The sequence below is a fragment of the Agrobacterium burrii genome (assembly GCF_017313405.1).
Lineage (GTDB): Bacteria > Pseudomonadota > Alphaproteobacteria > Rhizobiales > Rhizobiaceae > Agrobacterium > Agrobacterium burrii.
In genome coordinates this window covers 169,257-193,058 of sequence record NZ_JAFLNA010000010.1, presented here as the reverse complement: position 1 = coordinate 193,058, position 23,802 = coordinate 169,257, and the positions used below count along the sequence as shown (strand labels likewise).

12 protein-coding genes are annotated in these 23,802 nt (G+C 59.6%); 3 read left to right on the top strand and 9 right to left on the bottom strand.

Translation table 11 applies throughout. The features are described from left to right. Positions 1–5: 5 nt before the first annotated feature. Positions 6–653: a monofunctional biosynthetic peptidoglycan transglycosylase gene (gene mtgA, locus JZX89_RS18905; RefSeq protein ID WP_246670580.1), complete on the bottom strand. Its 648-nt coding sequence runs from the start codon at positions 651–653 to the stop codon at positions 6–8. A 234-nt stretch (positions 654–887) separates the two neighbouring features. On the opposite strand from mtgA, the gene JZX89_RS18900 reads away from it, so the two are divergent. Then, positions 888–1,802 (top strand): polyprenyl synthetase family protein, encoded by a 915-nt coding sequence (locus JZX89_RS18900; RefSeq protein WP_207135013.1) that lies wholly within the window; start codon positions 888–890, stop codon positions 1,800–1,802. A gap of 32 nt (positions 1,803–1,834) precedes the next feature. Here the strand turns inward: JZX89_RS18900 and JZX89_RS18895 are convergent, their stop codons facing one another. From JZX89_RS18895 to JZX89_RS18870, 6 genes are all read right to left on the bottom strand, one after another. Further along, entirely contained in the window at positions 1,835–2,497 is a 663-nt protein-coding gene (locus JZX89_RS18895; RefSeq protein ID WP_149900444.1) for a YiaD family glycine zipper/OmpA-like lipoprotein, read from the bottom strand. 66 nt (positions 2,498–2,563) lie between these two features. After that, on the bottom strand, positions 2,564–3,814 hold the full coding sequence (ispG, locus tag JZX89_RS18890; protein WP_207135012.1) for a flavodoxin-dependent (E)-4-hydroxy-3-methylbut-2-enyl-diphosphate synthase: 1,251 nt from the start codon (positions 3,812–3,814) through the stop codon (positions 2,564–2,566). 120 nt (positions 3,815–3,934) lie between these two features. Further along, a complete protein-coding gene (locus JZX89_RS18885; protein ID WP_149900442.1) occupies positions 3,935–5,125 on the bottom strand; it encodes an MFS transporter in 1,191 nt (396 codons plus the stop codon). Positions 5,126–5,137: 12 nt separating this feature from the next. Beyond that, positions 5,138–5,938, bottom strand: coding sequence for a DeoR/GlpR family DNA-binding transcription regulator (locus tag JZX89_RS18880; protein ID WP_207135011.1), 801 nt, complete (start codon positions 5,936–5,938; stop codon positions 5,138–5,140). A gap of 126 nt (positions 5,939–6,064) precedes the next feature. After that, entirely contained in the window at positions 6,065–9,526 is a 3,462-nt protein-coding gene (gene pyc / locus JZX89_RS18875; RefSeq protein WP_207135010.1) for a pyruvate carboxylase, read from the bottom strand. 106 nt (positions 9,527–9,632) lie between these two features. After that, positions 9,633–10,370 (bottom strand): LuxR family transcriptional regulator, encoded by a 738-nt coding sequence (locus tag JZX89_RS18870; protein ID WP_207135009.1) that lies wholly within the window; start codon positions 10,368–10,370, stop codon positions 9,633–9,635. A gap of 339 nt (positions 10,371–10,709) precedes the next feature. On the opposite strand from JZX89_RS18870, the gene JZX89_RS18865 reads away from it, so the two are divergent. After that, positions 10,710–12,473 carry a glucan ABC transporter ATP-binding protein/ permease gene (locus JZX89_RS18865; protein WP_142842208.1) on the top strand — a complete coding sequence of 588 codons (1,764 nt, stop codon included), beginning with the start codon at positions 10,710–10,712 and terminating at the stop codon, positions 12,471–12,473. A gap of 80 nt (positions 12,474–12,553) precedes the next feature. Here JZX89_RS18865 and JZX89_RS18860 read toward each other — a convergent pair whose 3' ends face one another. Both JZX89_RS18860 and JZX89_RS18855 read right to left on the bottom strand, forming a co-directional pair. Continuing rightward, positions 12,554–12,799 carry a hypothetical protein gene (locus JZX89_RS18860; protein WP_153515472.1) on the bottom strand — a complete coding sequence of 82 codons (246 nt, stop codon included), beginning with the start codon at positions 12,797–12,799 and terminating at the stop codon, positions 12,554–12,556. Between the two features lie 373 nt (positions 12,800–13,172). After that, a complete protein-coding gene (locus JZX89_RS18855) occupies positions 13,173–21,668 on the bottom strand; it encodes a glycoside hydrolase family 94 protein (protein ID WP_207135008.1) in 8,496 nt (2,831 codons plus the stop codon). 575 nt (positions 21,669–22,243) lie between these two features. On the opposite strand from JZX89_RS18855, the gene JZX89_RS18850 reads away from it, so the two are divergent. Beyond that, on the top strand, positions 22,244–23,422 hold the full coding sequence (locus JZX89_RS18850; protein WP_207135007.1) for a M20 aminoacylase family protein: 1,179 nt from the start codon (positions 22,244–22,246) through the stop codon (positions 23,420–23,422). Positions 23,423–23,802: the final 380 nt, after the last annotated feature.

Here is a 23,802-nt window from a genome sequence, read left to right as displayed (position 1 = left end):
CTGGATCAGTCCAGCACGCAACCGACATAGGCGCCCGAGCCACGGGCACGCCGCTCAATAAGGCCTGCCAGCCGTTGCAGGCCGCGGCCCGGTTTGCTGGCGACCCGATCAATCGGATTGGGCAGGGAAACGGCGAGCAGCGCCGCCTGACGGGAACTGAGCTTTGCCGCCGGCACCTTGAAATGATGCTGCGCGGCAGCCTCGATGCCATAAATACCCGGCCCCCATTCGGCAACGTTGAGATAAATCTCCATCATCCGCTTTTTGGACCAGACAAAATCGGCCGCGATTGCCAGCGGCAGTTCCAGCCCCTTGCGCAGGAACGAGCGGCCGTTCCATAAAAACAGGTTCTTGGCTGTCTGCATCGGAATGGTGCTTGCACCGCGGGTGGAGGCCCCGTCCAGCGCATTGCTGACGACGGACTGCATCTGATTCCAGTCCACGCCGCCATGGAAACAGAATTGCCCGTCCTCAGACATCATCACTGATTGCACAAGACGCGGCGAAATATCCTCAAGCGGCACCCAGCGCCGGTCATAGCCCTGCAGGGTCACCAGATCGGCAAGCATCAAGGTCGAAACAGGCCGCATGAACGGCAGCGCATAGACGGGAATCAGGAGATAGGGCAGGATCAACAAAGCCAGCAAGGTCATGATAATGCGCTTTGCCAACGTGCGAAAATCCACCTTCGGACTGCTCCGGTCTTCCGCCAGCACGGCGTAATCTGCGTCGCTTTCAGGCGTACTGCTCAATATCCGTCTCAGCCCCGCGCCAATCGAAGCCTTTCATAGTCCATTGCCGTCTTCAAGGCGAGTCTGGTCAAACAGTTACGCCCGGGAATCACGAAAAGGTTGCCTGGCCCCGCGCGGCATGTCAAAGAGCGCGGCATGGACGCTCAGATGACGAATTTCGAAACGAGGCTGCGCGAAAACGCGGCAAAAACCGACGCCTTGCTTGGCCGCCTGCTTTCCGGTGAAGCGCGCGCAGACGAGATCACGCGTCCGCAAAACCTGCTCGACGCCATGCGCCATGGTGTGCTGAACGGCGGCAAACGCCTACGACCCTTCCTCGTCATCGAAAGTGCTGCCCTTCTGGGCGGAGATGCCGAAGCTGCCCATTATGTCGGCGCGGCGCTGGAATGCCTGCATTGTTATTCGCTAGTGCATGACGACCTGCCGGCCATGGACGACGACGATCTGCGCCGTGGCCAGCCGACGGTACACCGCAAATTCGATGAGGCGACCGCCATTCTCGCCGGCGACAGCCTGCTGACGCTCGCCTTCGACATTATCGCCTCGGATGAAAACCCGCTCGCGGCCGAGCGCAAGGCCGCGCTCGTACTTTCGCTTGCCCGCGCAGCCGGCATAGGCGGCATGGCCGGCGGACAGGCATTTGATCTTGCTGCGGAAAAAAACGCTCCGGATGAAGCCGGCATAGTTACATTGCAGGCTATGAAAACCGGCGCTTTGCTGCGCTTCGCCTGCGAGGCAGGCGCGATCATTTCCGGAAGCGACGTCTCCGAACGGCAAAGGCTACGCCTCTTCGGCGAAAAAATCGGGCTCGCCTTCCAGCTCGCCGATGATCTTTTGGATTTGACCGCCGATGCCGCCACCATGGGCAAGGCAACCGGCAAGGATGCCGCACGCGGCAAGGGAACCTTGGTCGCCTTGCGCGGTGAAGACTGGGCGCGCACCAAGCTCAAGGAACAGGTGGCGGAAGCCAGTGACCTCCTGGCCCCCTATGGCGAAAAAGCCGCGATTCTCATCGCGGCCGCAAGGTTCATTGCCGAACGGAAAAGCTGAGCCGGTTTCCCCGCTCAGCCCCCTATAGCCAATCAGCCCTTGAGAGGCGAAATCAGCACTTCAACGCGACGGTTCTGAGCGCGACCGTCAGGCGTTGCATTCGATGCGATCGGCTGTGAAGCACCGAAGCCAAGCGTCGAAATACGGCGCTGATCAACGCCGCGCGCACCGAGATAATTGGCAACCGACGCCGCACGACGTTCCGAAAGGCCCTGATTGTAACCGGGGCTACCGGTGGAATCGGTGTGACCGTTGATGTCGATCAGCGTGCGGTTGAACTTGTTCAGCACGATGCCGACAGAATCGAGCGTCTGATAGAAGGGCGGAATGACCTGATCCTGATCCGTGGCGAAAGTGATGTTCGACGGCATGTTGAGAACAATGCTGTCGCCGCGGCGGGAGACCGAAACGCCGGTGCCCTGAAGCTGAGCGCGAAGCTCGGATTCCTGACCATCCATATAATTGCCGATAGCGCCGCCGGCGAGCGCACCGATGCCCGCACCGATAAGCGCGGCATTGCGGCGACCGACCGGCGAACCGCCGACAGCCAGACCGCCAAGCGCGCCAACGACAGCACCGATGCCGGCACCGCCTGCCGTGTTCGACATCTTCTGCTCACCCGTATACGGGTCGGTGGTGGTGCAGGCGGAAAGGTACGTTCCGCAAAGGGCAACGATCGCGATTTTTTTGATCATGTTTTTTGATGCTCCGAGAGGTTCAGGAGATATGACAGTGGAATGTCGGGTTTCTCACGCTACGCATTATTCAGCCGCATCTTTCTGGCCGAAACGCTTTTCGATGTAATCGGCCACAAGCGCTTCGAAATCACCGGCAATGTTGGGACCACGCAAAGTGAGCGCCTTTTCTCCATCGATGAAGACAGGTGCGGCGGGGCTTTCGCCGGTCCCGGGCAGGGAAATGCCGATATCGGCATGTTTGCTTTCACCGGGACCGTTGACGATGCAGCCCATGACGGCGACATTGAGCGCCTCGACGCCGGGATATTTTTCACGCCAGACCGGCATGTTCTTGCGAATATCGTTCTGAATATTCTGGGCCAGTTCCTGAAAGACGGTAGACGTGGTGCGCCCGCAGCCGGGACATGCCGCAACGACCGGAATGAACTGCCGAAAGCCCATGACCTGCAGCAATTCCTGCGCCACCTGCACCTCGCGGGTGCGGTCGCCATTCGGCTCCGGCGTCAGGGAGACGCGGATCGTATCACCAATGCCATGTTGCAGAACGTAACCCATGGCGGCGGAGGAAGCGACGATGCCCTTGGAACCCATGCCGGCTTCCGTCAGGCCCAGATGCAGGGCGTGGTTGGACCGCTCCGACAACATCGAATAGACCGCGATCAGGTCCTGCACCTGACTGACCTTGGCGGAAAGAATGATGCGGTTGCGCGGCAGGCCTATCTCTTCGGCAAGTTCAGCGGAAATCAGCGCCGACTGCACGATGGCCTCACGCGTGACCTGACGGGCGGAGAGCGGAAACCCTTCTTCCTTGTTCCTGTCCATCAGCGTGGTCAGCAATTCCTGATCGAGCGATCCCCAGTTCACGCCGATGCGCACGGGCTTGTCATAACGGATCGCCATTTCGACGATTTCGCCGAACTGCTTGTCCTTCTTGTCCTTGAAGCCGACATTGCCCGGATTGATGCGGTATTTCGCCAGCGCCTCGGCACAGGCCGGATGATCGGCGAGAAGCTTGTGGCCGATATAATGGAAATCGCCGATCAGCGGCACATCCATGCCAAGACGCAGCAGCCGCTCGCGGATTTTTGGCACGGCGGCAGCGCTCTCGTCACGATCGACGGTGATACGGACCATTTCCGAACCGGCCTGAAAAAGCGCTGCCACCTGTTGCACAGTGGCGTCGATGTCAGCCGTGTCGGTATTGGTCATCGACTGCACGACAACGGGCGCACCGCCACCGACGATGACGCCGCCCACGTCGACGGCGACGGATGCGCGGCGGGGCTTTGGATCGTAATCAGCGTGTGACGTCATGGCGGTCTCTGGAGCTTGCGGCAAGGTCTGGCAATTGAGGTGAAACAAGGGGGCCTGCTTGTCAACACCCAACGCATAAGAGCTTCTACTTTACCGCAATCATGGCAAAATTCGAGACGCCTATTCTTTGCCAGCTCCATCCGCATGCCGGGCGAGCCGCGAAAGCAGCAAAACCACCACATGCAGCAACGGCAATGCAAGGAAGACACTGGCGAGACCCGTATGTTCGGCAATGAAACCGATGGCGGACGGCGCCACCAGAATACCGGAATAACCCATGGTGGTCACGACGGAGAGCCCGATTCCCGGTGCCAGCCCCGGCATGTTGCCCGCCGCCGAAAAGGCGATGGGTACCATGTTGGAAATGCCGATGCCGGCAATGGCAAAGCCGATAATCACGAAAGTGGAGCTTCCCGCAAGGCCGGCAATCAGAAGGCCCATGATCGACATGAGCGAGCAGAACCGCAGGGTGTTGACCGCGCCGAACCGGTCACGCACCAGATCACCGGCAAAACGCATGGCCGCCATGGTCAGGGAGAAGGCCGCAAAAGCGAAACCGGACTGCGAAACGGAAGCCCCCAGTTCATTGCGCAGATAAAGCGCACCCCAATCAAGGATCGCACCCTCCGGCACCATGGAAAACAGCGCCATCAGGCCGATGATCCACGGCAGCGGCGTCAGCGGCAAGCCGCCTCTCGGACGCTCGGCCTCGGCATGCGGACGATCCGCGAGAACCCGCGGCCAGGCAATGACCAGCAAAACAAGCGCGATGACCGTCAACGCAATGGCATGGCCCTGCACACCGATTGCCGTGATGAGATAACCACCAAGACCGGCCCCGATCAGGCCGCCAAGGCTCCAGAAGGCGTGGCAGGACGACATGATCGCCCGGCGCATGTCCCGCTCCACCGCCACGGCATTGGCGTTCATGGCGACATCCATCGCCCCCGTGAGACCGCCAAACAGGAAGACCGCAATCACACCCGCCCAGATCGTGCCAGCCCAGGAGATGAAAAGCAGTGTCGGCAAGAAGATCGCTGCAGTGACCAGGCTGACGGTGCGCGAGCCGAAACGGGCGATCTGCGAACCGGCAATCGGCATGAAAACCAGCGAGCCGATGCCGAAAACCAGAATGATCAGGCCAAGCGCGCTTTCACTGAGCGACAGGCGCGCCGCAAATTCCGGAATCTTGGGCGCCCAGGACCCCATCATGAAACCATTCATCAGGAACAGCAGGGAAACGCCCAGCCTGTGCCGCGTCAGATAGGACGAGCGCGCAGCCGTCGGCGAAAATGTCGTGGGGCCATTCATCGGTAATATCCTTCAGACTTGACCGTGGGAAAATCGAACGGCGTCTTCGTCGCCGCAATGAACGTCTACGCCTTTTGCCGACAGTGCCTCGACCAATGCGCCGTCGGCATCCTGCTCCAGCACGAGGCAAAGAGGTGGGGAAAAATCATGCACGTGAAAAGCTGCCTTATGGCCGAGCTTTTCCGTCGTGATTGCGGCGACGATCCGCTGGCTGGCGCTGCAGGCAAGCCGCTTGAACACCGCATCCTCGAAAACATCTGCCGACAGCCCGGTCTCGGCCGCGACACCGCAGACGCCGAGAATACAGAGATCGGGCCGCATCAACTCAAGCTGCCTGAGCGCCATGGCGTCGATTGCAGCGCCGACAGCCGGATCGACCTTGCCGCCGATCAGCACCAGATCGATATCGGCCCGCCCCGTCAGTTCGGCGGCTATGGCGGGTGTATTGGTCACTACCGTCAACTTGAGACCGGCGGGAATGGCCCTTGCGACAGCGAGGTTAGTGGAGCCGGCATCGATGAAGACGACCATGCCCGGCTCGAGAAGCGGGATGACGGCACGCGCCAGCAGGGCCTTGCGATCGGCATCTTCGGCAATCCGCGTCTTCAGCGGGACCGTCGTGCTATCCGAGAGCAGCGCTCCGCCATAAACCCGCAGGCATTCCCCGCGCGCCGCCATCTCGCGCAGGTCGCGGCGCACCGTGTCTTCGGAAACACCGAAATTCTGGGCAAGATCCTGCGCTAGCACGCGGCCGCTTTGCCGCAACTGCGCTAGGATGAGCGCCTGCCGCTCACTGACAAAATGATCGCTCATCGAGACTCATGCATAAACAGGAATAAACGTGCACGAACATGCATATTCGAGTTTTTGCAGCAGCGCAATAAAAAACGCCCGCCGAAAGGCGGGCGTCTATGATCTTATTACCGATGTAAGGCGACGTTATTCAGCGTAGGAGATCAACAGATCCTTCGCGTCGATCTGGTCGCCGGGGCGCACCAGAACCTCAGTGATCTTGCCGTCGCGTTCGGCGTGAAGTGCCGTTTCCATCTTCATGGCCTCGATGGACAGCAGAACATCGCCAGCCTTCACATCCTGACCCTGATTGATGAAGACGCGGCTGATGACACCAGGCATCGGCGCACCGATATGTGTCGCGTTGCCGAGTTCCGCCTTGCGGCGCACGGCGGAACCGGAAGCACCATGGGTGCGATCCGGCACCTTGATGCGGCGCGGCTGACCGTTGATCTCGAAGAACACCGTCACCATGCCCTTATCATCAGTACCGGACGAGGCCTGATTGACGATGACAAGCGTCTTGCCGCGTTCGATATCGGCAAACAGCTCCTCGCCGTCCTCCACGCCGTAGAAATAGGCATGGGTGGGCAGCACGGAAACCGGCCCGTATGTCTCGGCGGTGAGCGCGAAGTCAGTGAACACCTTCGGATACATCAGATAGGAGGCAAACTCGAAGTCGTCGACTTTGCGCTCCAGCTTGGTTTCGATGACATTGCGCTCCGCATCGAGGTCAGCATCCGCCAGCAACGAACCCGGACGAACCGTGTACGGCGCATCACCCTTCAGCGCCTTTTTCTGCAGGACTTCCGGCCAGCCGCCCGGCGATTGTCCAAGATCGCCCTTCAGCATCGAAACCACCGAATCCGGGAAGGACACTTCACGATCAGGGTTTTCGACATCGGCGACCGTCAAATCCTGGCTGACCATCATCAGCGCCATGTCACCGACGACCTTCGAGGACGGCGTTACCTTGACGATATCGCCGAACATCCGGTTGGCGTCGGCATAGGCTTGCGCCACCTCGTGCCAGCGACTCTCGAGACCGAGCGAACGCGCCTGTTCCTTGAGATTGGTGAACTGGCCGCCCGGCATTTCATGCAGATAGACTTCCGAGGCAGGTCCCTTCAGATCGCTTTCGAAAGCCGCATACTGGTTGCGCACGGCCTCCCAATAGAAGGAAATACGGCGGATCCATTCGGTATCGAGACCCGTATCACGCTCCGACCCCGCCAGCGCCTCCACAATCGAGCCGAGGCATGGCTGCGACGTATTGCCGGAAAAGGCATCCATTGCGGCATCGACGGCGTCGACACCGGCATCCACAGCTGCAAGAACGGTCGCAGCGGAAATACCTGATGTATCATGGGTGTGGAAGTGGATCGGCAGACCGGTCGCCTCGCGCAGCGCCTTGAACAGAACCTTGGCGGCAGCCGGCTTTAACAGGCCCGCCATGTCCTTGACGGCGATGATATGCGCGCCTGCCTTTTCAAGCTCGGCGGCAAGGCTGGTATAATATTTGAGATCGTATTTCGGACGCGCCGAATTCAACAGATCGCCGGTGTAGCAGATGGTCGCCTCGCAGAGCTTGTTCTCCTCGGCAATCGCATCCATCGAGACCCGCATATTCTCCACCCAGTTCAGGCAGTCGAAGACACGGAAAAGATCGACGCCACCCTTTGCGGCCTGACGGACGAAATATTTGACGACATTATCAGGGTAATTTTTGTACCCGACGCCGTTTGCGCCACGCAGAAGCATCTGCAGCAGCAGGTTCGGCGCGCCTTCGCGGATGAGCGCCAGACGCTCCCACGGGTCTTCGGTCAGGAAGCGCATGGAGACGTCAAACGTCGCACCACCCCAGCATTCCAGCGACAGAAGCTGCGGCAGCGCCTTGCCGTAAACGCTGGCAACGCGGGCGATATCATATGTGCGAACGCGGGTGGCCAGAAGCGACTGGTGTCCGTCACGCATGGTCGTATCGGTGACCAGCACGCGCTTTTCGTTGCGCATCCAGTCCGCAAAGCCCTTCGGTCCAAGCTTGTCCAGCAGCTGCTTGGTACCGTCAGGCGTCGGCGCATCGATGTAAGGCACGATGGGCTTTGCTGCCTTTTCGGACGGTCTGGCACGTCCCTTGGTTTCCGGGTGGCCATTGACGGTCACATCGGCAAGATAGGTCAAAAGCTTGGTGGCGCGGTCCTGACGCTTGACCTGCGCGAACAGCTCCGGCGTCGAATCAATGAAGCGTGTCGTGTAGGTATTGTTGCGGAAACTGTCGTGACCGATGATGGCTTCAAGGAAAGTGAGGTTGGTCGCAACGCCGCGAATACGGAATTCGCGCAGCGCACGGTCCATGCGGCTGATCGCTTCATCCGGCTGCGGCGCCCACGCGGTGACCTTTACCAGCAGCGGATCGTAATAGCGGGTGATAACAGCGCCCGTATAGGACGTTCCGCCATCCAGACGAATACCGAAGCCCGAAGCGGAGCGGTAGGCGGTGATGCGTCCATAGTCCGGAATGAAGTTGTGTTCCGGGTCTTCCGTGGTGATGCGGCACTGCAGCGCATGGCCGTTGAGGCGGATATCCTCCTGGCGCGGAACACCAGATTCCGCCGTACCGATCGCAGCCCCTTCGAGAATATGGATCTGCGCCTTGACGATATCGATACCGGTCACGACTTCGGTGACGGTATGCTCCACCTGAATACGCGGATTGACTTCGATAAAGTAGAATTTGCCGGTATCGGCATCCATCAGATATTCGACCGTGCCGGCACCGATATAATTGGTCGCGGCGGCGATCTTCAGCGAATAGGCGGCCAGCTCCTGACGCTGGGCTTCGGACAAATATGGCGCCGGTGCGCGCTCGACGACCTTTTGATTACGACGCTGGATCGAACAATCGCGCTCGAACAGATGCACGACATTGCCATGCGTATCGCCCAGCACCTGGCTTTCGACGTGGCGGGCGCGCTCAAGCAACTTTTCGAGATAAACCTCGTCCTTGCCGAAAGCGGCCTTCGCCTCGCGCTTGGCTTCGGTCACTTCACGGGCAAGGTCTTCCTTTTTGCGAATGGCGCGCATGCCGCGGCCGCCGCCGCCCCAAGAGGCTTTGAGCATGACCGGATAGCCGATTTCCTCGGCCATGCGCTCCACTTCGGCAATATCGTCCGGCAGCGGATCGGTGGCAGGAACAACGGGTACATCAACCGAAATGGCCAGATTGCGGGCGGCGACCTTGTTGCCGAGCTGGCGCATTGTATCCGCCGTCGGTCCGATGAAGGTGATGCCGGCCGCATTGCAGGCCTCCACGAATTCCGGGCTTTCAGACAGAAGGCCGTAACCGGGATGGATGGCGTCCGCTCCGGAAAGCCTCGCCACCCGGATAACCTCTTCGATCGAAAGATAACTCTCGATCGGCCCCATATCCTTGGCGAGATGCGGACCCCTGCCAACCTGATAGGACTCGTCAGCCTTGAAGCGGTGCAAAGACAGCTTGTCCTCTTCCGCCCAAATCGCAACGGTTTTTATCCCAAGCTCGTTGGCTGCCCGGAAAACGCGGATCGCAATTTCGGATCGGTTGGCAACAAGTATTTTCGATATTTTCAAGACGGTCTCCCCACACGCCAAAACAAAATTTCTGCTGCACTGCGGAATTAAGCAGCAAAACCCGGTCTTGGAAAGGGCAATTCGGGAGAGAACCGTCCTGTCGACGTTAGCTCAGCAGGCCATGGCGGAAAGCAAGCGCTACGGTATGCTGCCGGTTCTTGGCGCTGAAACGGCGCTGGATCCCGTTGATATACCAATCGACCGTGTGGTTGGAGATGGATAGCTGGCGTCCTATCTCAGTCGAGGTCATGCCATCCGCCATCAGCGTCAGCACTTCCATTTCACGCCTCGTCAACTCGAGAGCGGAAACCTCCGGGGCATTGCTGAGACCATGGGCCTGACCTGAAAGATCAAGCAGGCGCCAGAACACCGCGCGCGTTGCAGCATCCAGCAACTCCACCTGCAGGGAAGGCAATTGTCGGTCCTGGCCGCCGATGAACACCGCGCCGATAAATCCCGCTCGCCCATGCACTGGAAAAGCATAACCGCCCTGCAGACCATATCGGCCGGCATCATTGAAAAAGACACTCGCCCTTTTTCGATGCATCGCGCGGGGCAGGCCCTCAAGCGCTTCTTTCCACTGAAACGGTTTGTGCACCATGCCGATCACCTTGCGGACGGGATCGACGAGATTGTATTTCTTGGCCCTGTAGACCTCGAGCCAGCCGTCAGGCAAATGCTGTGCGAGAACCTGGCCGGTGGAGGCGATCTCCCCGGTCATCCGCCTGCTGATGAGGAAATATTCGAAACCATATTCGCGAATGAGCGTGGCAAATTCGGCGCGAACGCGATCGGCGTTTGCCGCCTGGTAACACGCAGAGATAAAATGAAGAATATCGTGCATAAAGACACAGGGTCCGGAGCTTGACTTGAAAGGAATGGCACGAAGGACATGGTCCCGCGATGACGTCATGTTACTCGGGCGCCGGTCGGTTCAGATTGAACATATCGTCGTTAGCAATCCCTGAAACGAAGATGCGAAATCTTGTGACGGCGTCCCCAGAAACATCGGGTTCGGTTTTTTTTCGGTTCGTACGCGCGGTCGATTTGTTAAGCCGCCATTCAGACAGAAAGAGCGATAATTACACAAATTTCGCCGTCTCATGCAACCTTGCTAAAGTAGCATGGCGTTGAGGCCGAACAATTAACCGCTCGAAAAAGACGCTCGGACTGGATTGAAAATTTGACCTTGTTTCAGGTTTACACACGCGCTCTGCGCTATCTGACCGTTCATAAATGGCGGGTGACTGTAGTCGTCATCGCCAACGTCATTCTTGCAGCGATCACCATTGCCGAACCCGTACTGTTCGGCCGGATCATCGACGCTATTTCCTCCGGCACCAATGTCACGCCGATCCTCATTCTGTGGGCGGGCTTCGGTGTCTTCAACACCGTCGCTTACGTCGCCGTCGCCCGCGAGGCCGACCGGCTGGCGCATGGCCGGCGCGCGACATTGCTGACGGAAGCCTTCGGCCGCATCATTTCGATGCCGCTGTCCTGGCACCATCTGCGCGGCACGTCCAACGCCCTGCACACCCTGCTGCGCGCCAGCGAGACGCTGTTCGGCCTCTGGCTGGAATTCATGCGCACCCATCTGGCCACCTTCGTGGCGCTGGTGCTGCTCATCCCGACGGCCATGGCCATGGACCTGCGTCTCAGCTTCGTTCTGATCGGCCTCGGTATCGTTTACTGGTTCATCGGCAAGTGGGTGATGGGCCGCACCAAGGACGGGCAAGCTTCGGTCGAGGAGCACTATCACAGTGTTTTTGCCCATGTCAGCGATTCCATCAGCAACGTATCGGTGCTGCACAGCTACAACCGCATCGAAGCTGAAACGAAGGCACTGAAATCCTTCACCGAAAAGCTGCTGAGCGCCCAATACCCGGTGCTCGACTGGTGGGCTTTCGCCAGCGCTCTGAACCGCACGGCCTCCACCGTTTCGATGATGATCATCCTCGTCATCGGCACCGTGCTGGTGAAAAACGGTGAACTGCGCGTCGGTGACGTTATCGCCTTCATAGGTTTCGCCAATCTCCTGATCGGCAGGCTGGACCAGATGCGTCAGTTCGTGACGCAGATTTTCGAAGCCCGTGCCAAGCTTGAAGACTTCTTCGTGCTGGAGGATTCCGTCAAGGAACGGGAAGAGCCGGGCGACGCCCGCGAATTGTCGAATGTCTCCGGCACCGTGGAGTTCCGCAACATCAATTTCGGTTTTGCCAACACCAAGCAGGGCGTTCACGACGTCTCGTTTACGGCCAAAGCCGGAGAGACCATCGCCATCGTCGGACCAACGGGCGCCGGCAAGACCACGCTCATCAACTTGTTGCAGCGCGTCTATGACCCGGATTCCGGCCAGATCCTGATCGATGGAACCGATATTTCGACGGTAACGAAGAACTCGCTCCGCAACTCCATCGCCACCGTGTTTCAGGATGCCGGCCTGCTCAACCGTTCCATCCGCGAAAATATCCGCCTCGGCCGCGAATCAGCCACCGATGCCGAAGTGGTGGAAGCGGCAGCGGCAGCAGCGGCTACCGATTTCATCGACAGCCGCATCACCGGCTACCTGACGCAGGTCGGCGAGCGCGGTAACCGCCTGTCCGGCGGCGAACGCCAGCGCATCGCCATCGCCCGCGCCATCCTCAAGAACGCCCCCATTCTGGTTCTCGACGAGGCAACCAGCGCGCTCGACGTGGAAACGGAAGCCCGCGTGAAGGCAGCGGTGGACGCGCTGAGAAAGAACCGTACGACCTTCATCATCGCCCACCGCCTTTCCACGGTTCGCGATGCCGATCTCGTGCTGTTCCTCGATCAGGGTCGGGTCATCGAAAAGGGTACTTTCGATGAGCTGAGCCAACGCGGCGGACGCTTCACCTCGCTGCTGCGCACCAGCGGCCTGCTGACGGAAGACGAAGGCCAGCCCCGGCCGAAGGCCATCGCGTCCTGACGCTGAGGCGAACGGAATACAGAAAGGGCGGACAACATATTGTCCGCCCTTTTTCTTTGCCTGCTTCACCCACAGGTGGCCTATCGGAGAATGTCAGCCAAAGAACTTGCCAGCCAAAAATCTATCTGTCCGAATGGGAGGGCATTTCCCAGAAAGGCAACGAGGCCCGCCGTGGCATTGATTAAGAAAACACCGAGAAGCACGCCGAGCGTCACTCCGACGCTCGTTTTCGAGGGGTATCGCGCCAGCCAACACGACAATGACAAGGACAGGACCACGAAGAATGCCAGCAGCGCGGTTTCTGTGAAAGAGACGTTGAACTGCAAAATAACCTCCCTTTCGGCCTAACGAAATTATCGCGACACGCGCGAAGAACACTTCAAATCACGACGGGTACATTCTGAAACCGGCCATCCATGACAGCTTTCCTGCCATTCGCAAATAAAATGCCAGCAAGCACTGCTTCTGCCCGAAAGCAGTTAACGTCACCAGAGCCGACAAATCCGTCCGATCGAACGAGGATTTCCTAGATGAAGACCTCTCGGCGCCGCAGGCTTTCAGCCGGCAACTTCGAAATCAGTAGAGCTTCACGGCCATGACACCGCCAACACGCTGAATCGGATGCAAAGGTAGCCCATAAAAATTCAGGCCCCCGCGTCACCGCGGGAGCCTGATCTTAAGTAAAAAGAGATGGGTGCCTCAGTCGAACGGTATCACCCGATCGCCCGCCGCCAGATCCTTGCCGTCAACGGACACTGAAACCTCCGCCGTATCTGCCTTGCGGCTGACGACGATGTTCCTTGCCTTGCCATCCAACGTGATCTTGATCGAGAAACCATCCCAATCATCCGGGAGCGACGGCGATATATGAAGTTTGCCGTTGGTGCGGGTGATGCCGAGAATACCCTCGATCGCGGCACGGTAGAGCCAGCCGGCCGAACCCGTGTACCAGCTCCAGCCGCCGCGGCCCGCATAGGCGCCCTCACCGTAAACATCCGCAGTCACCACATAGGGCTCGACCCTATAGGTTTCCGATGCGGCCGCATCGAGTGCATGATTGACCGGGTTGAGCAGCTTGAAGCAGTTCCACGCCTCCTGGGCTCGGCCCTGTTTGGCAAGGGCTAGAACGACCCAGGTCGCCGCATGGGTATATTGTCCGCCGTTTTCGCGCACACCTGGTGGATATCCCTTGATGTAGCCCGGATCATGCGGCGCACGCGAGAAGGGCGGCGTGAACAGCCGGATGATGCCGGTCTTTTCATCGACCAGATGCTCCATGACGGCATCCATTGCCTGGCGCGACCGACCTTCTTCACCCTCACCGGAGAGAACGCTCCAGCTCTGGCCGAGCGAATCGATCCGGCATTCCTCGCTTTCGGCGGAACCGAGCGGTGTGCCGTCATCGAAGTAACCGCGCCGATAATAGCTGCCGTCCCAGCCAGCGGTTTCGAGAACACTGCGTAGTCTTTCGCGATGCGACGCCCACTTGCCAACACGGTCGGTATCACCACGCTTTTCGGCGATCTCAATGAAATCGCGCAAAGCGCCAGCCAGGAACCAGCCGAGCCAGACGCTGGTGCCCTTGCCGCCGACGCCGACGCGGTTCATGCCGTCGTTCCAGTCACCACCGAGGATCAGCGGCAGACCGTTTTCACCGGTGCGATGAATGGCGAGATCAAGCGCCAGCGCCGCATGCTCGTAAAGCGTGACGGACCTGTCGCTTGTCTCCGGCTGGAAGAAAGCGTCATGCTGACCGGGCATCAATGCCGGCCCCTTCAGGAAGGGGATGCTTTCATCGAGGATGGCGGCATCGCCCGTGGCCGAGACATACTGGTTGATCGCATAAGCGAGCCAGACGACATCGTCCGAGATGGTCGTGCGGACACCGGCACCCGTTAGCGGCAACCACCAATGCTGTACGTCGCCTTCCGGGAACTGGCGGCCTGCCGCACGCAGGATTTGCTTGCGGGCAAGATCCGGCTGATAGAGCAGGAAGGCCAGCGTATCCTGAAGCTGGTCGCGGAAGCCGAAAGCGCCGCTCGACTGGTAGAATGCCGTGCGCGCCAGAATACGGCAGGCAAGCGCCTGATAGGGCAGCCAGTTATTGACCATATGGTTGAAGCCGGCATCCGGCGTGGAAACCTGCAGCTGGCCGGTAAAGCCCGTCCAGAATGCCTTGCTCTCGTCTAGCACCGACTGGAAGTCTGCCTGGCGTGCGTCTTTGACCAGCGCTTCGGCTTCTTCCGCATTATCGGCATCACCGAGAATGAAGGTCATGTGCCGTTCTTCGCCGGGCTTCAGGTGGATTTCCTGCATCAGCGCAGCACAGGGATCGCCATCCACCTCGGTGCTGCCGCTGAGTGCGGCACCGGATACGATGCCCTGCGGTGCCTGTGCCGAACCAAAGCGGCCGATGAATTCCCGGCGGCTGGTGGTGAAGCCACTCGCCTCGCTGTCAAGCGTCAGGAAGGACGTGCGGGCGCTATAGTCGATGCTGTAAGGGTTCGACGCGAAAATCGCGTTACTGGCGGCATCGTGCCTGCTCAGAATGAACGGCGCGGACTTCTGGCCGTTATTGCCAAGTACCCATTCCACATAGGCATAGACCTTCAGGCGCCGGCTTTTCGAGCCCCTGTTGCGAACGATGACCTGCGAGAACTTGACTGGTTTTTCGCGGTCCACAGTCTGTGTTACCTCGACTTCGAGCGTATCCGCCACGCCAGTCAATACGGAGTAACCGAGACCATGGCGGGTTTCAAACAAAGCTTCGGGATCACGCGAGAGTGCGGCACAGGGCGTATAGAGCTTTCCTGTTTCCACGTCGGCGACATAGAAGGCCTCACCCGGTCGGTTGATGACGGGATCGTTGCTCCATGGCGTCAGCTGATAGTCGCGCGAATTGCGGCTCCAGCTGAAACCTGCGCCTTCGGCCGAAATATGGAAACCGAAATTCTCGTTCGAGACGACGTTGATCCACGGATGCGGCGTGGACTGCCCGCCATTGAGGCGTACGACATATTCCTGTCCGCCCTTGGCGAAGCCGCCAAAACCGTTCCAGAAATCGAGATCGCCCGCATCCTCGACCGGCTCCGCGACGGGGAAGGCCGGAACAGGCAAACGTGCCTGCGCAGCATCGGTCGTGCCATCTGGACCGCGATGGGCCGCAAACAGCGATACCGCACGGTTGATCTGGTCGACGATCTTGCCGTTGCGCACATGCAGGACGACGCGGGAAGCCGCCAGAAGCGCACTCCAGGTCTCTTCGTCTGTCAGGTCCCGACGCACGGAGAACACATGGGGTCGGCCGCCATCGGCAGGGTTGATGCGGCGCTGCGCCTCGGAAATATGATCCAGCGCATGCTGCATGTCCTGCGCATAGGACGCGGCCCGTTCGTTGACGATGACGAGATCGAAGATCACGCCGCGTGAACGCAGATATTCGTGAGCGCTCAGCGCCTCACGGGCGATATCCATGTCCATATCGTCGTTGATGCGCAGGCTGAAGATCGGGAAATCACCCGAAATGGCAAGCGGCCAAAGGGCGCGCTGCGAGGCGAGACCCGTTTTCAGCGTTTCCGAATCCGCCCGCAGATGCATATCCGGATAGGTCAGATAACGGCCGAGATGCTGGAAGGCGGCCGCCTGCTGCGAGGTGACGCCGACATGGCGCATCTGCACCTGCGTGCGTGTCCAGGCATGCACGAGTTCATGGGCGAAAGCGTCGGGGTGACGGTAACGGTCGATCGCCTTGTCGACTTCCTCGCGGCTCGGCGCGGCAATCGTCCAGAAGATCACACTCACCTTCTTGCCCGCCGGCACGCGCACGGTGCGGCGCAGCGACAGGATCGGATCGAGCGTGAAGCCGTCAGTGCTGGAAAGCGTCGCACCGGCATCAAAGGCTGCGGCTTCGCGCAGTGACCGGCCGCGACCGATGAACTTGGCGCGATCCGTCTCGAATTCCGTCGGACGCGACGGGCCGGCATTGTCGGCAGCCAGATGCGCGATGACGGTGCCCGGCTCGTTCGGGCTGCGACGGTTGCGCCAGGCGCGGATGACATCGCCACGCCGGCCGATTTCCGTCTGCACGAACATGCGCGAGAACAGCGGATGGGCGTTGTCGTCATCTTCCGATGCGATAACCGGCTCCATATAGGAGGTCACTTCGATGTAGCGATCCTCGGAACCGACATTCAGCAGGGTGATACGGCGGCCTTCGGCATCGTGCTCGGTGGCGACGATGCATTCGACCACGCTCTGCAGATCGCCGATGGTCTTGTGGAACTCGGCCTTGTCGTCAGTGAAGATGGTTTTGGTCTTTTCACCTTCGGCAACGCGCGGTTCCGCCGTCGCACTCCACCATTGTCCATTGGTGGTGTCGCGCAGGAAGATGAAGGTACCCCAGCGGTCCTCTGTCGGGTCGGCCTTCCAGCGGGAAATCGCCTGCCCGTTCCACTTCGAATAACCCGCACCTGTAGAAGTGAGCATCGTCGAATAGTGGCCGTTCGAAAGGAACACCACTTCGCGGTCGCGCACGGCCGGGTCGGCGATGGAGCGCACTTCCGCACGCAAGAGATCCGCCTGTTCCTTGCCGGGGGTTTCCGGCTCGTATTTGGCGCTCATGACAGGCACTTCGCGCGGCGCCTTCTCCTGCAGCAGAAGCTCGGCGGCCTCGATCACCGGATCGGAGTGGAACAGTTCACGCAACACGCCGTCAAAGGCAACGTTGGCGACAGCCGCAATCGACATGCCATGATGGTGGGCATAATAATTGTAGACAATCGCGCAGACCTTGCCATCCGGCACACGCGTCGGCGTGAAGTCCACCGCATCGTGGAAGCCATATTGGCCAAGCGCGCCAAGCTTGCGCAGCTTGTCGAGGTTCTCCAGCGCGCCGTCAGGATCGTATTGGCTGGCGAGGATCGAGGCATAAGGCGCGATCACCGCATTCTGACCAAGGCCACGCTTGAGACCCAGCGTCGGCACACCGAAGTTGGTGTACTGGTAGTTCATGTTGTGATCGCGGGCGTTGAACGCCGCTTCGGAAATGCCCCATGGCGTGCCGAGACGGCGGCCGTGGTTCATCTGTTCTTTGACGATCAGATTGTTGGTCTGGTTGAGGATGCCACCCTGACGCTCCTGCATGACGAGCGGCGGCATCAGATATTCGAACATCGAACCCGACCACGACACCAGCGCGCCCTGCGCGCCGATCGGCACCACCTGGCGGCCGAGGCGGTACCAATGCTCGGTCGGCAGATCGCCCTTGGCGATGGCGAACAGGCTGGTCAGGCGGCATTCGGAAGCCAGAAGGTCGTAGCAGGCCTCATCCAGCTCTTTGCTTTCGACGCGATAGCCGATCGACAGAAGACGGCGATCCTTGCGGTAAAGGAAGGTGAAATCCATCGAGAAGGCGAGGTTGCGGCTGCGGTCGCGCAGCGAGGCAAGACGCTGGCGCAGCGGCTCCATATTGGTGAGATCGATGGCGCTGTCGGAAATATGCGCCTCACAGGATTCGACGAGCAATTGCGCCCAGCGGGTCACTTCCGCACTCTGCGCGGACTTCACCTCGTGGTCGACATTGGTGGCGAGCTTCTGGATGTCGCGCGCAAGCACCGCCAGATTGATAACGCGGATCGAGGCGAATTCATGCTCACGCTTAACGGAGGCAAGCGCGTTGGAGAAGCCGATGATGCGCTCCTCGAGACGGCGATGCAGCGGGCGCAGGTTCTTGCGGTTGTCGGGCAGGGCCTTCAGCGTTTCGCGCAGGATGCCGGCAACATCGCCGATACCATCCAGATTGCCCTGAAGATGGGCGGATGGCGCTTCCGCCCAGTCGCGGCAGGCGGACGAAACCGCAATCAGGTGACCGGCGAGATTACCGCTGTCGACCGCCGAAACATAGCGGGGTCCAAGCGTCTGCAACGTGTCCGTATGGTACCAGTTGTAGAGATGGCCGCGATGCTTCTCCATCTTTTCCACGGTCTGGATCGTGTTCTCGATCCGCTCCAGCGTGTCGGCAAAGCTGATCCAGCCGAACTGGCGCGCCGAAATGACGGACAACAGATAGACGCCGATATTGGTGGGCGAGGTACGCGAAGCGACGATCGGTTCCGGCGTTTCCTGAAAATTGTCCGGTGGCAGGTGGTTTTCCTGCGGCGTCACGAAGGCCTCGTAATAACGCCATGTGCGACGCGCAATCTTGCGAAGCTCGAAGGACACATGTTCCGAAACGAACAGGCGATCCTCTGTTTCGGCAGACTGGCTGACATACCAGGCGACGGCAGGAGACAGAACCCAGAGCAGCGTGAAGGGAATGCCGATCAGGAAGGCATTATCACCGGGCAACGCTGCAAACAGCAGGCCGAGCATGGCCACCACGGGCGCGTGCCACATCTGGCGGAAATAATAGCTGATGCCACCCTGCGCGCTCGATTGCATGCTGGCGGCGGTGCGCCATTCCAGCATCAGCTTGTGACTGACGAGCAGACGGTAGAGCGAACGAACGATCGCATCCGTCATCATGCAGGCGGAATCGGCAATGAAGACGATGCGCAGCGCAACCTGCGCATTGGTGGCGCGGATTTCCGACCAGATAGTGTGGAAATGCGCCTGTGGCACGATGTCGGTCGAACGCGGCACGAGGCCGGATAGCAGGGAAAGCGTGGGCGCGACGAAGAGCGAGAAGATCAGCAGGATCTGCCAGATCAGCGCACCGAGCGGATCCATGAAATACCAGCCGAGGATCGAGGCGAAGAACCAGGCGATCGGCGTCAGCGAACGGCGCAGATTGTCGACCATCTTCCAGCGGCCGATGGCGGTAACGCCACGGGCGCGGTCGAGAATATAGGGAAGCAGCTGCCAGTCGCCACGCGCCCAGCGATGCTGTCGCGACACTTCCACCTCGTAGCGGGTGGGGAAGTCCTCGACCAGTTCCACATCGGTCACCAGCGCGCAACGCGCGAAGGAGCCCTCGAGCAGATCGTGGCTGAGGATGGAGTTTTCTTCGATCCGGCCCTTCAGCGCCGCCTCGAAGGCATCCACATCGTAAAGGCCCTTGCCGGTGAATGTGCCTTCGGAGGTCAGATCCTGATAAACGTCGGAAACGGTGAAGACGTAAGGATCGATACCGCGGTTGATCGAGAAGACACGCTGGAAGACGGAAGCGTCCTTGCCGGTCGTGAGCGAGGGCGTTACGCGCGGCTGCAGCAGCCCGTAACCTTCGACAACACGGCCGGAAACAGGATCGATCACCGGACGGTTGATCGGGTGATGCATCTTGCCGACGAGCTTGGTCACCGCATCGCGCATCAGGCGCGTATCGGCATCCAGCGTCATGACGTATTTGACATCCTCCGGCACGACATTGGCGCCGCCAAGGAACGTCGTGTCCTTGTCGCCGCGCAGCAGCATGTTCAGTTCATGCAGCTTGCCGCGCTTGCGCTCCCAGCCCATCCAGCAGCCTTCGGCCGGATTGTAGATACGGCGACGATGCAGCAGGTAAAAGCGAGTCTTTCCGTCAAAGGCATAACGGCTGTTCAGCGCCGCAAGCTCGCGCTTGGCATAGTCGAGAATTTCAAGGTCCTCATCGGACTGCTCGTATTGCGCGTCCCGCCAGTCGCTGACGAGCGAGAAATAAATCTCGCCATGCGGATTGGCGAGATAATGCACCTCGATATTGCGCATCATCTCGTCGACGCTGTCGCGACTAGTGAGCATGCAGGGCACGGCAACCAGGGTGCGCGCATCCTGCGGGATGCCGTTCTTGAACTCGTATCCAACCAGCCGGAACGGCTTTACGAAGAAGGTGACAAGCGTGTTGAAGAGACCTGTCGCCCCTTCCGAGGCGGGAAGCGCAAACATCAGCAGGAAGGCAGTGACGACATACCACGGCATGCCCGCTTCCGCGAGGAACCAACCAACCGCCAGCATGGCAAGCGCAGTGATCAGAAATACCGGCGCGGCGATTGCCAGCCAGTTGAACTTGCGCATCGATCGGACGATGTGCTGCGACACCAGCGGCCGGTAACCCAGTGCCTTTTCAAGCTCGAAGCGGCGCTGGCCGACAAGCACGGAGCCGACATTGACGCGATGGTTTTCGTCAGCCCCGGCAGGCATATCGGCCCGTGCCATTTCGACGGCGGCGCGCGCGACCTCCACTTCAGTCTTGGGAGAGCGGCGGGCCAAAAGCTCGATCGTGTTGCGATAAGTGTTGCGCGAACCGAAATCGAGAACTTCGTAATCGGTTTCCTCGCGCAGAACCTTGTCGATATGGCTGACTTCCTCGAACCACACCGACCATTCGGTATCGTCGATTTCCCGCAGGCTCTTGACGATGTTGCCCATCGTCACATTGCCGGACGCCAGACGATTATGTTCCGACATCATGACATTTTCGGCATCCGTGCCGGCGGCATGCAGACGTTCTTCGAGCCACGCGACGGCGAAGCCCGATGTCTGTGAGCCGTTACGGAGGCGATAGAGGAACTGCGTCGCGAAAGTCGGATCGTCGACCAGCGAATCGACCTGCTTCAGAAGTGCTGCCGAGGCTTCGGCATCGTTCAGCCGGATGATCTCATCGACCACCTCATTCGCCTTCTGGCGCATGCGGCGCGAGCGTTCCACACGAATGGAGATGCGGCGCAGATTTTCGATGAGGACAAAGCGGATAATCGAGGGCAGCGCCCACAATTCGCCGATCTGCAGCGTCTTCGACGTCTGGTAGCCATCCACCAGCGCCGTCATGTTCTCGCGCGAAACCGTGCTGTGGGTATAGGCGACATAAAGCCAGCCAAGCGCCATGACCCGCGGAATGGTTACGCCGCCCACCGTCATCGTCGGCAATTGGCGATAGAACTTGCGCGGAAAATCGCGCCGCACTTCCTGGATCGCCTCTTCGATGACGTAGTGATTGTCGAGCAGCCATTCCGCCGCCGGCGTTATGGTCGCGCCATTTTCCGAGTCGACAGCCGTCGTGCGGTAGACCCGCAGAATTTCCTTCTCGTTCTCACGGTGACGCTCGAAGAAATCGAATTCCATGAAGCCGGGAAGACTATCGGCGCCATCGCGGGAAAGCGCGGCACCGGCATCATGCAGTTCCTCGATCGTCATATAGGACGCACGGATCGAATCATTATGGTCGATCTGCTTCGTCTCGGAATCACGGGCGGCGGCGGTCGGGGTGATATGAAATGACATCGGGCTCGTATTCTGAACTTTAAGGGATACTTGTTCGACTTGACCGTCATTTCGTCCGCGGCGGGAACACACACGAAATCGGGCCACGCTATATTTATGACTTATCCTGAACCTTCGGTGAACCGGACCGGGCACCGGGCGGATCGGATTATCCGATGACGGATATCCGTAGGCGCGACATCGGGCGGCACAATTTTTCCGAAAAATTTGCAAGGCGGAAGATCGGTGCGAACAGGGGATTTCCGGCGACAGGAAAATTTCCTCCCGCGGCCCGGCAAAGCCGTTCCGATCGGATTTCGCACACTCCGCAAGGGCGAAAATTGTTCGCGCAACGCCCGATAGTCCCCCGTTGACAACCTGAAAGGCAACACAAAGCCAAGAAGGCCCGCGCCACATCCGAAAGGAGCTAATGCCCCAGGACGTCAATAGTTCCATGCCACCTGTCGCAGCATGATGCAAGCGCTGAATTTCAGGGCATTTCGGGCGCCGGAACGCCTCTTCCGCGCAGAGATATATGCTGCTAAGTCCTTGCTAAAATACGTCGGAAAAAAGCGGCGCAAACCGGGACTTCGAAAATGACCAGACAGACCGCCAACGTCACCTCATTTGCCAACCATATGCCGGATGTGGTGGCGATCCGCCACCATCTGCACCGCCATCCCGAAATCGGCCTTTCCGAATTCAGGACCTCGGATTTCATCGCCGAAAAACTGGTGGAAATGGGCTATGAGGTGACGCGCGGGCTTGCCGGCACCGGCATTGTCGCAACGCTGCGTAATGGCGACAGCGAGCGCACGCTCGGCATTCGCGCCGATATCGACGCCCTGCCGATCCACGAGGAAACTGGTGCGGAATATGCCAGCGCCAATCAGGGTGTGATGCATGCCTGCGGCCATGACGGCCACACCGCCATGCTCCTGGGTGCGGCAAATATCATTGCCGAACGCCGGAATTTCGATGGAACGCTGCATCTTATCTTCCAGCCGGCGGAAGAGAATTTTGGCGGCGCCCGCATCATGATCGAGGACGGCCTGTTTGACCGCTTCCCCTGCGATGCGGTTTTTGCCCTGCACAACGATCCCGGGGTGCCCTTCGGGCAATTCGTGCTGCGCGACGGACCGATCCTTGCCGCCGTCGATGAGTGCAGGATCACCGTCAACGGTTATGGCGGCCACGGCGCCGAACCACAGGATGCCGCCGATCCCATCGTTGCCGGTGCAAGCATCATCATGGCGCTACAGACCGTGGTGTCCCGCAACATTCATCCGCAATTGTCGGCCGTCGTCACCGTGGGTGCATTCCATGCCGGTGTTGCCAGCAACGTCATTCCCGAAACGTCGGAGATGCTGCTCACCATCCGCTCCTTTGATGCCGGCGTGCGCGACGAACTGGAAAAGCGCATTCGGGCGATAGCCGAAGGCCAGGCCGCAAGCTACGGCATGAGTGTGACGCTCGATTACGAGCGCGGTTATAACGCAACGGTCAACCACAAGGCGGAGACGGACTATGTTGCCGATCTCGCCCGCCGCTTTGCTGGTGCTGAAAAGGTGGTCGAGATGCAGCGCCCGTCGATGGGCGCGGAAGACTTCGCTTATATGCTGGAAAAGCGGCCCGGCTGTTATTTCTTCCTCGGCACGGCGCGCACCGACAACGACCCGCCGCTGCACCATCCGAAATTCGACTTCAACGACGACATCCTGCCAATTGGAACGGCTTTCTGGGTGGATCTCGCCGAGGACTACCTGAAGGCGTGAGTGGACGTGAAAAAGGCCGGTCGGAGGAGCGACCGGCCTTTAGTTCTCAAGCACCCTGATGGAAAAGACGGGAGGATCAGGGAACGAGACCGAATATGACGGCGGCGACAAACGCCATGCAGACACCGACAAGAGCCGCATGAACCGAATCTCTCCAGCTTCGTGGCGACTGGGGCTGCGAGACAAAGTCTTTTACTTTTCCTGCCTTGGAATAAGACATCGTGCGCTCCCTTCCCTGTCTGGCCCGTCAAACGGGCAATGGTTAATCTCACCCAGAGAATAGCGTCATCCCCTACTGTTCCAGTAGAGATAAAATTCCATAAGAAGCGCCAATTGGGAAAAATAGGGGTCGCCACTTGCCTCCCGACAAGCATCAATCT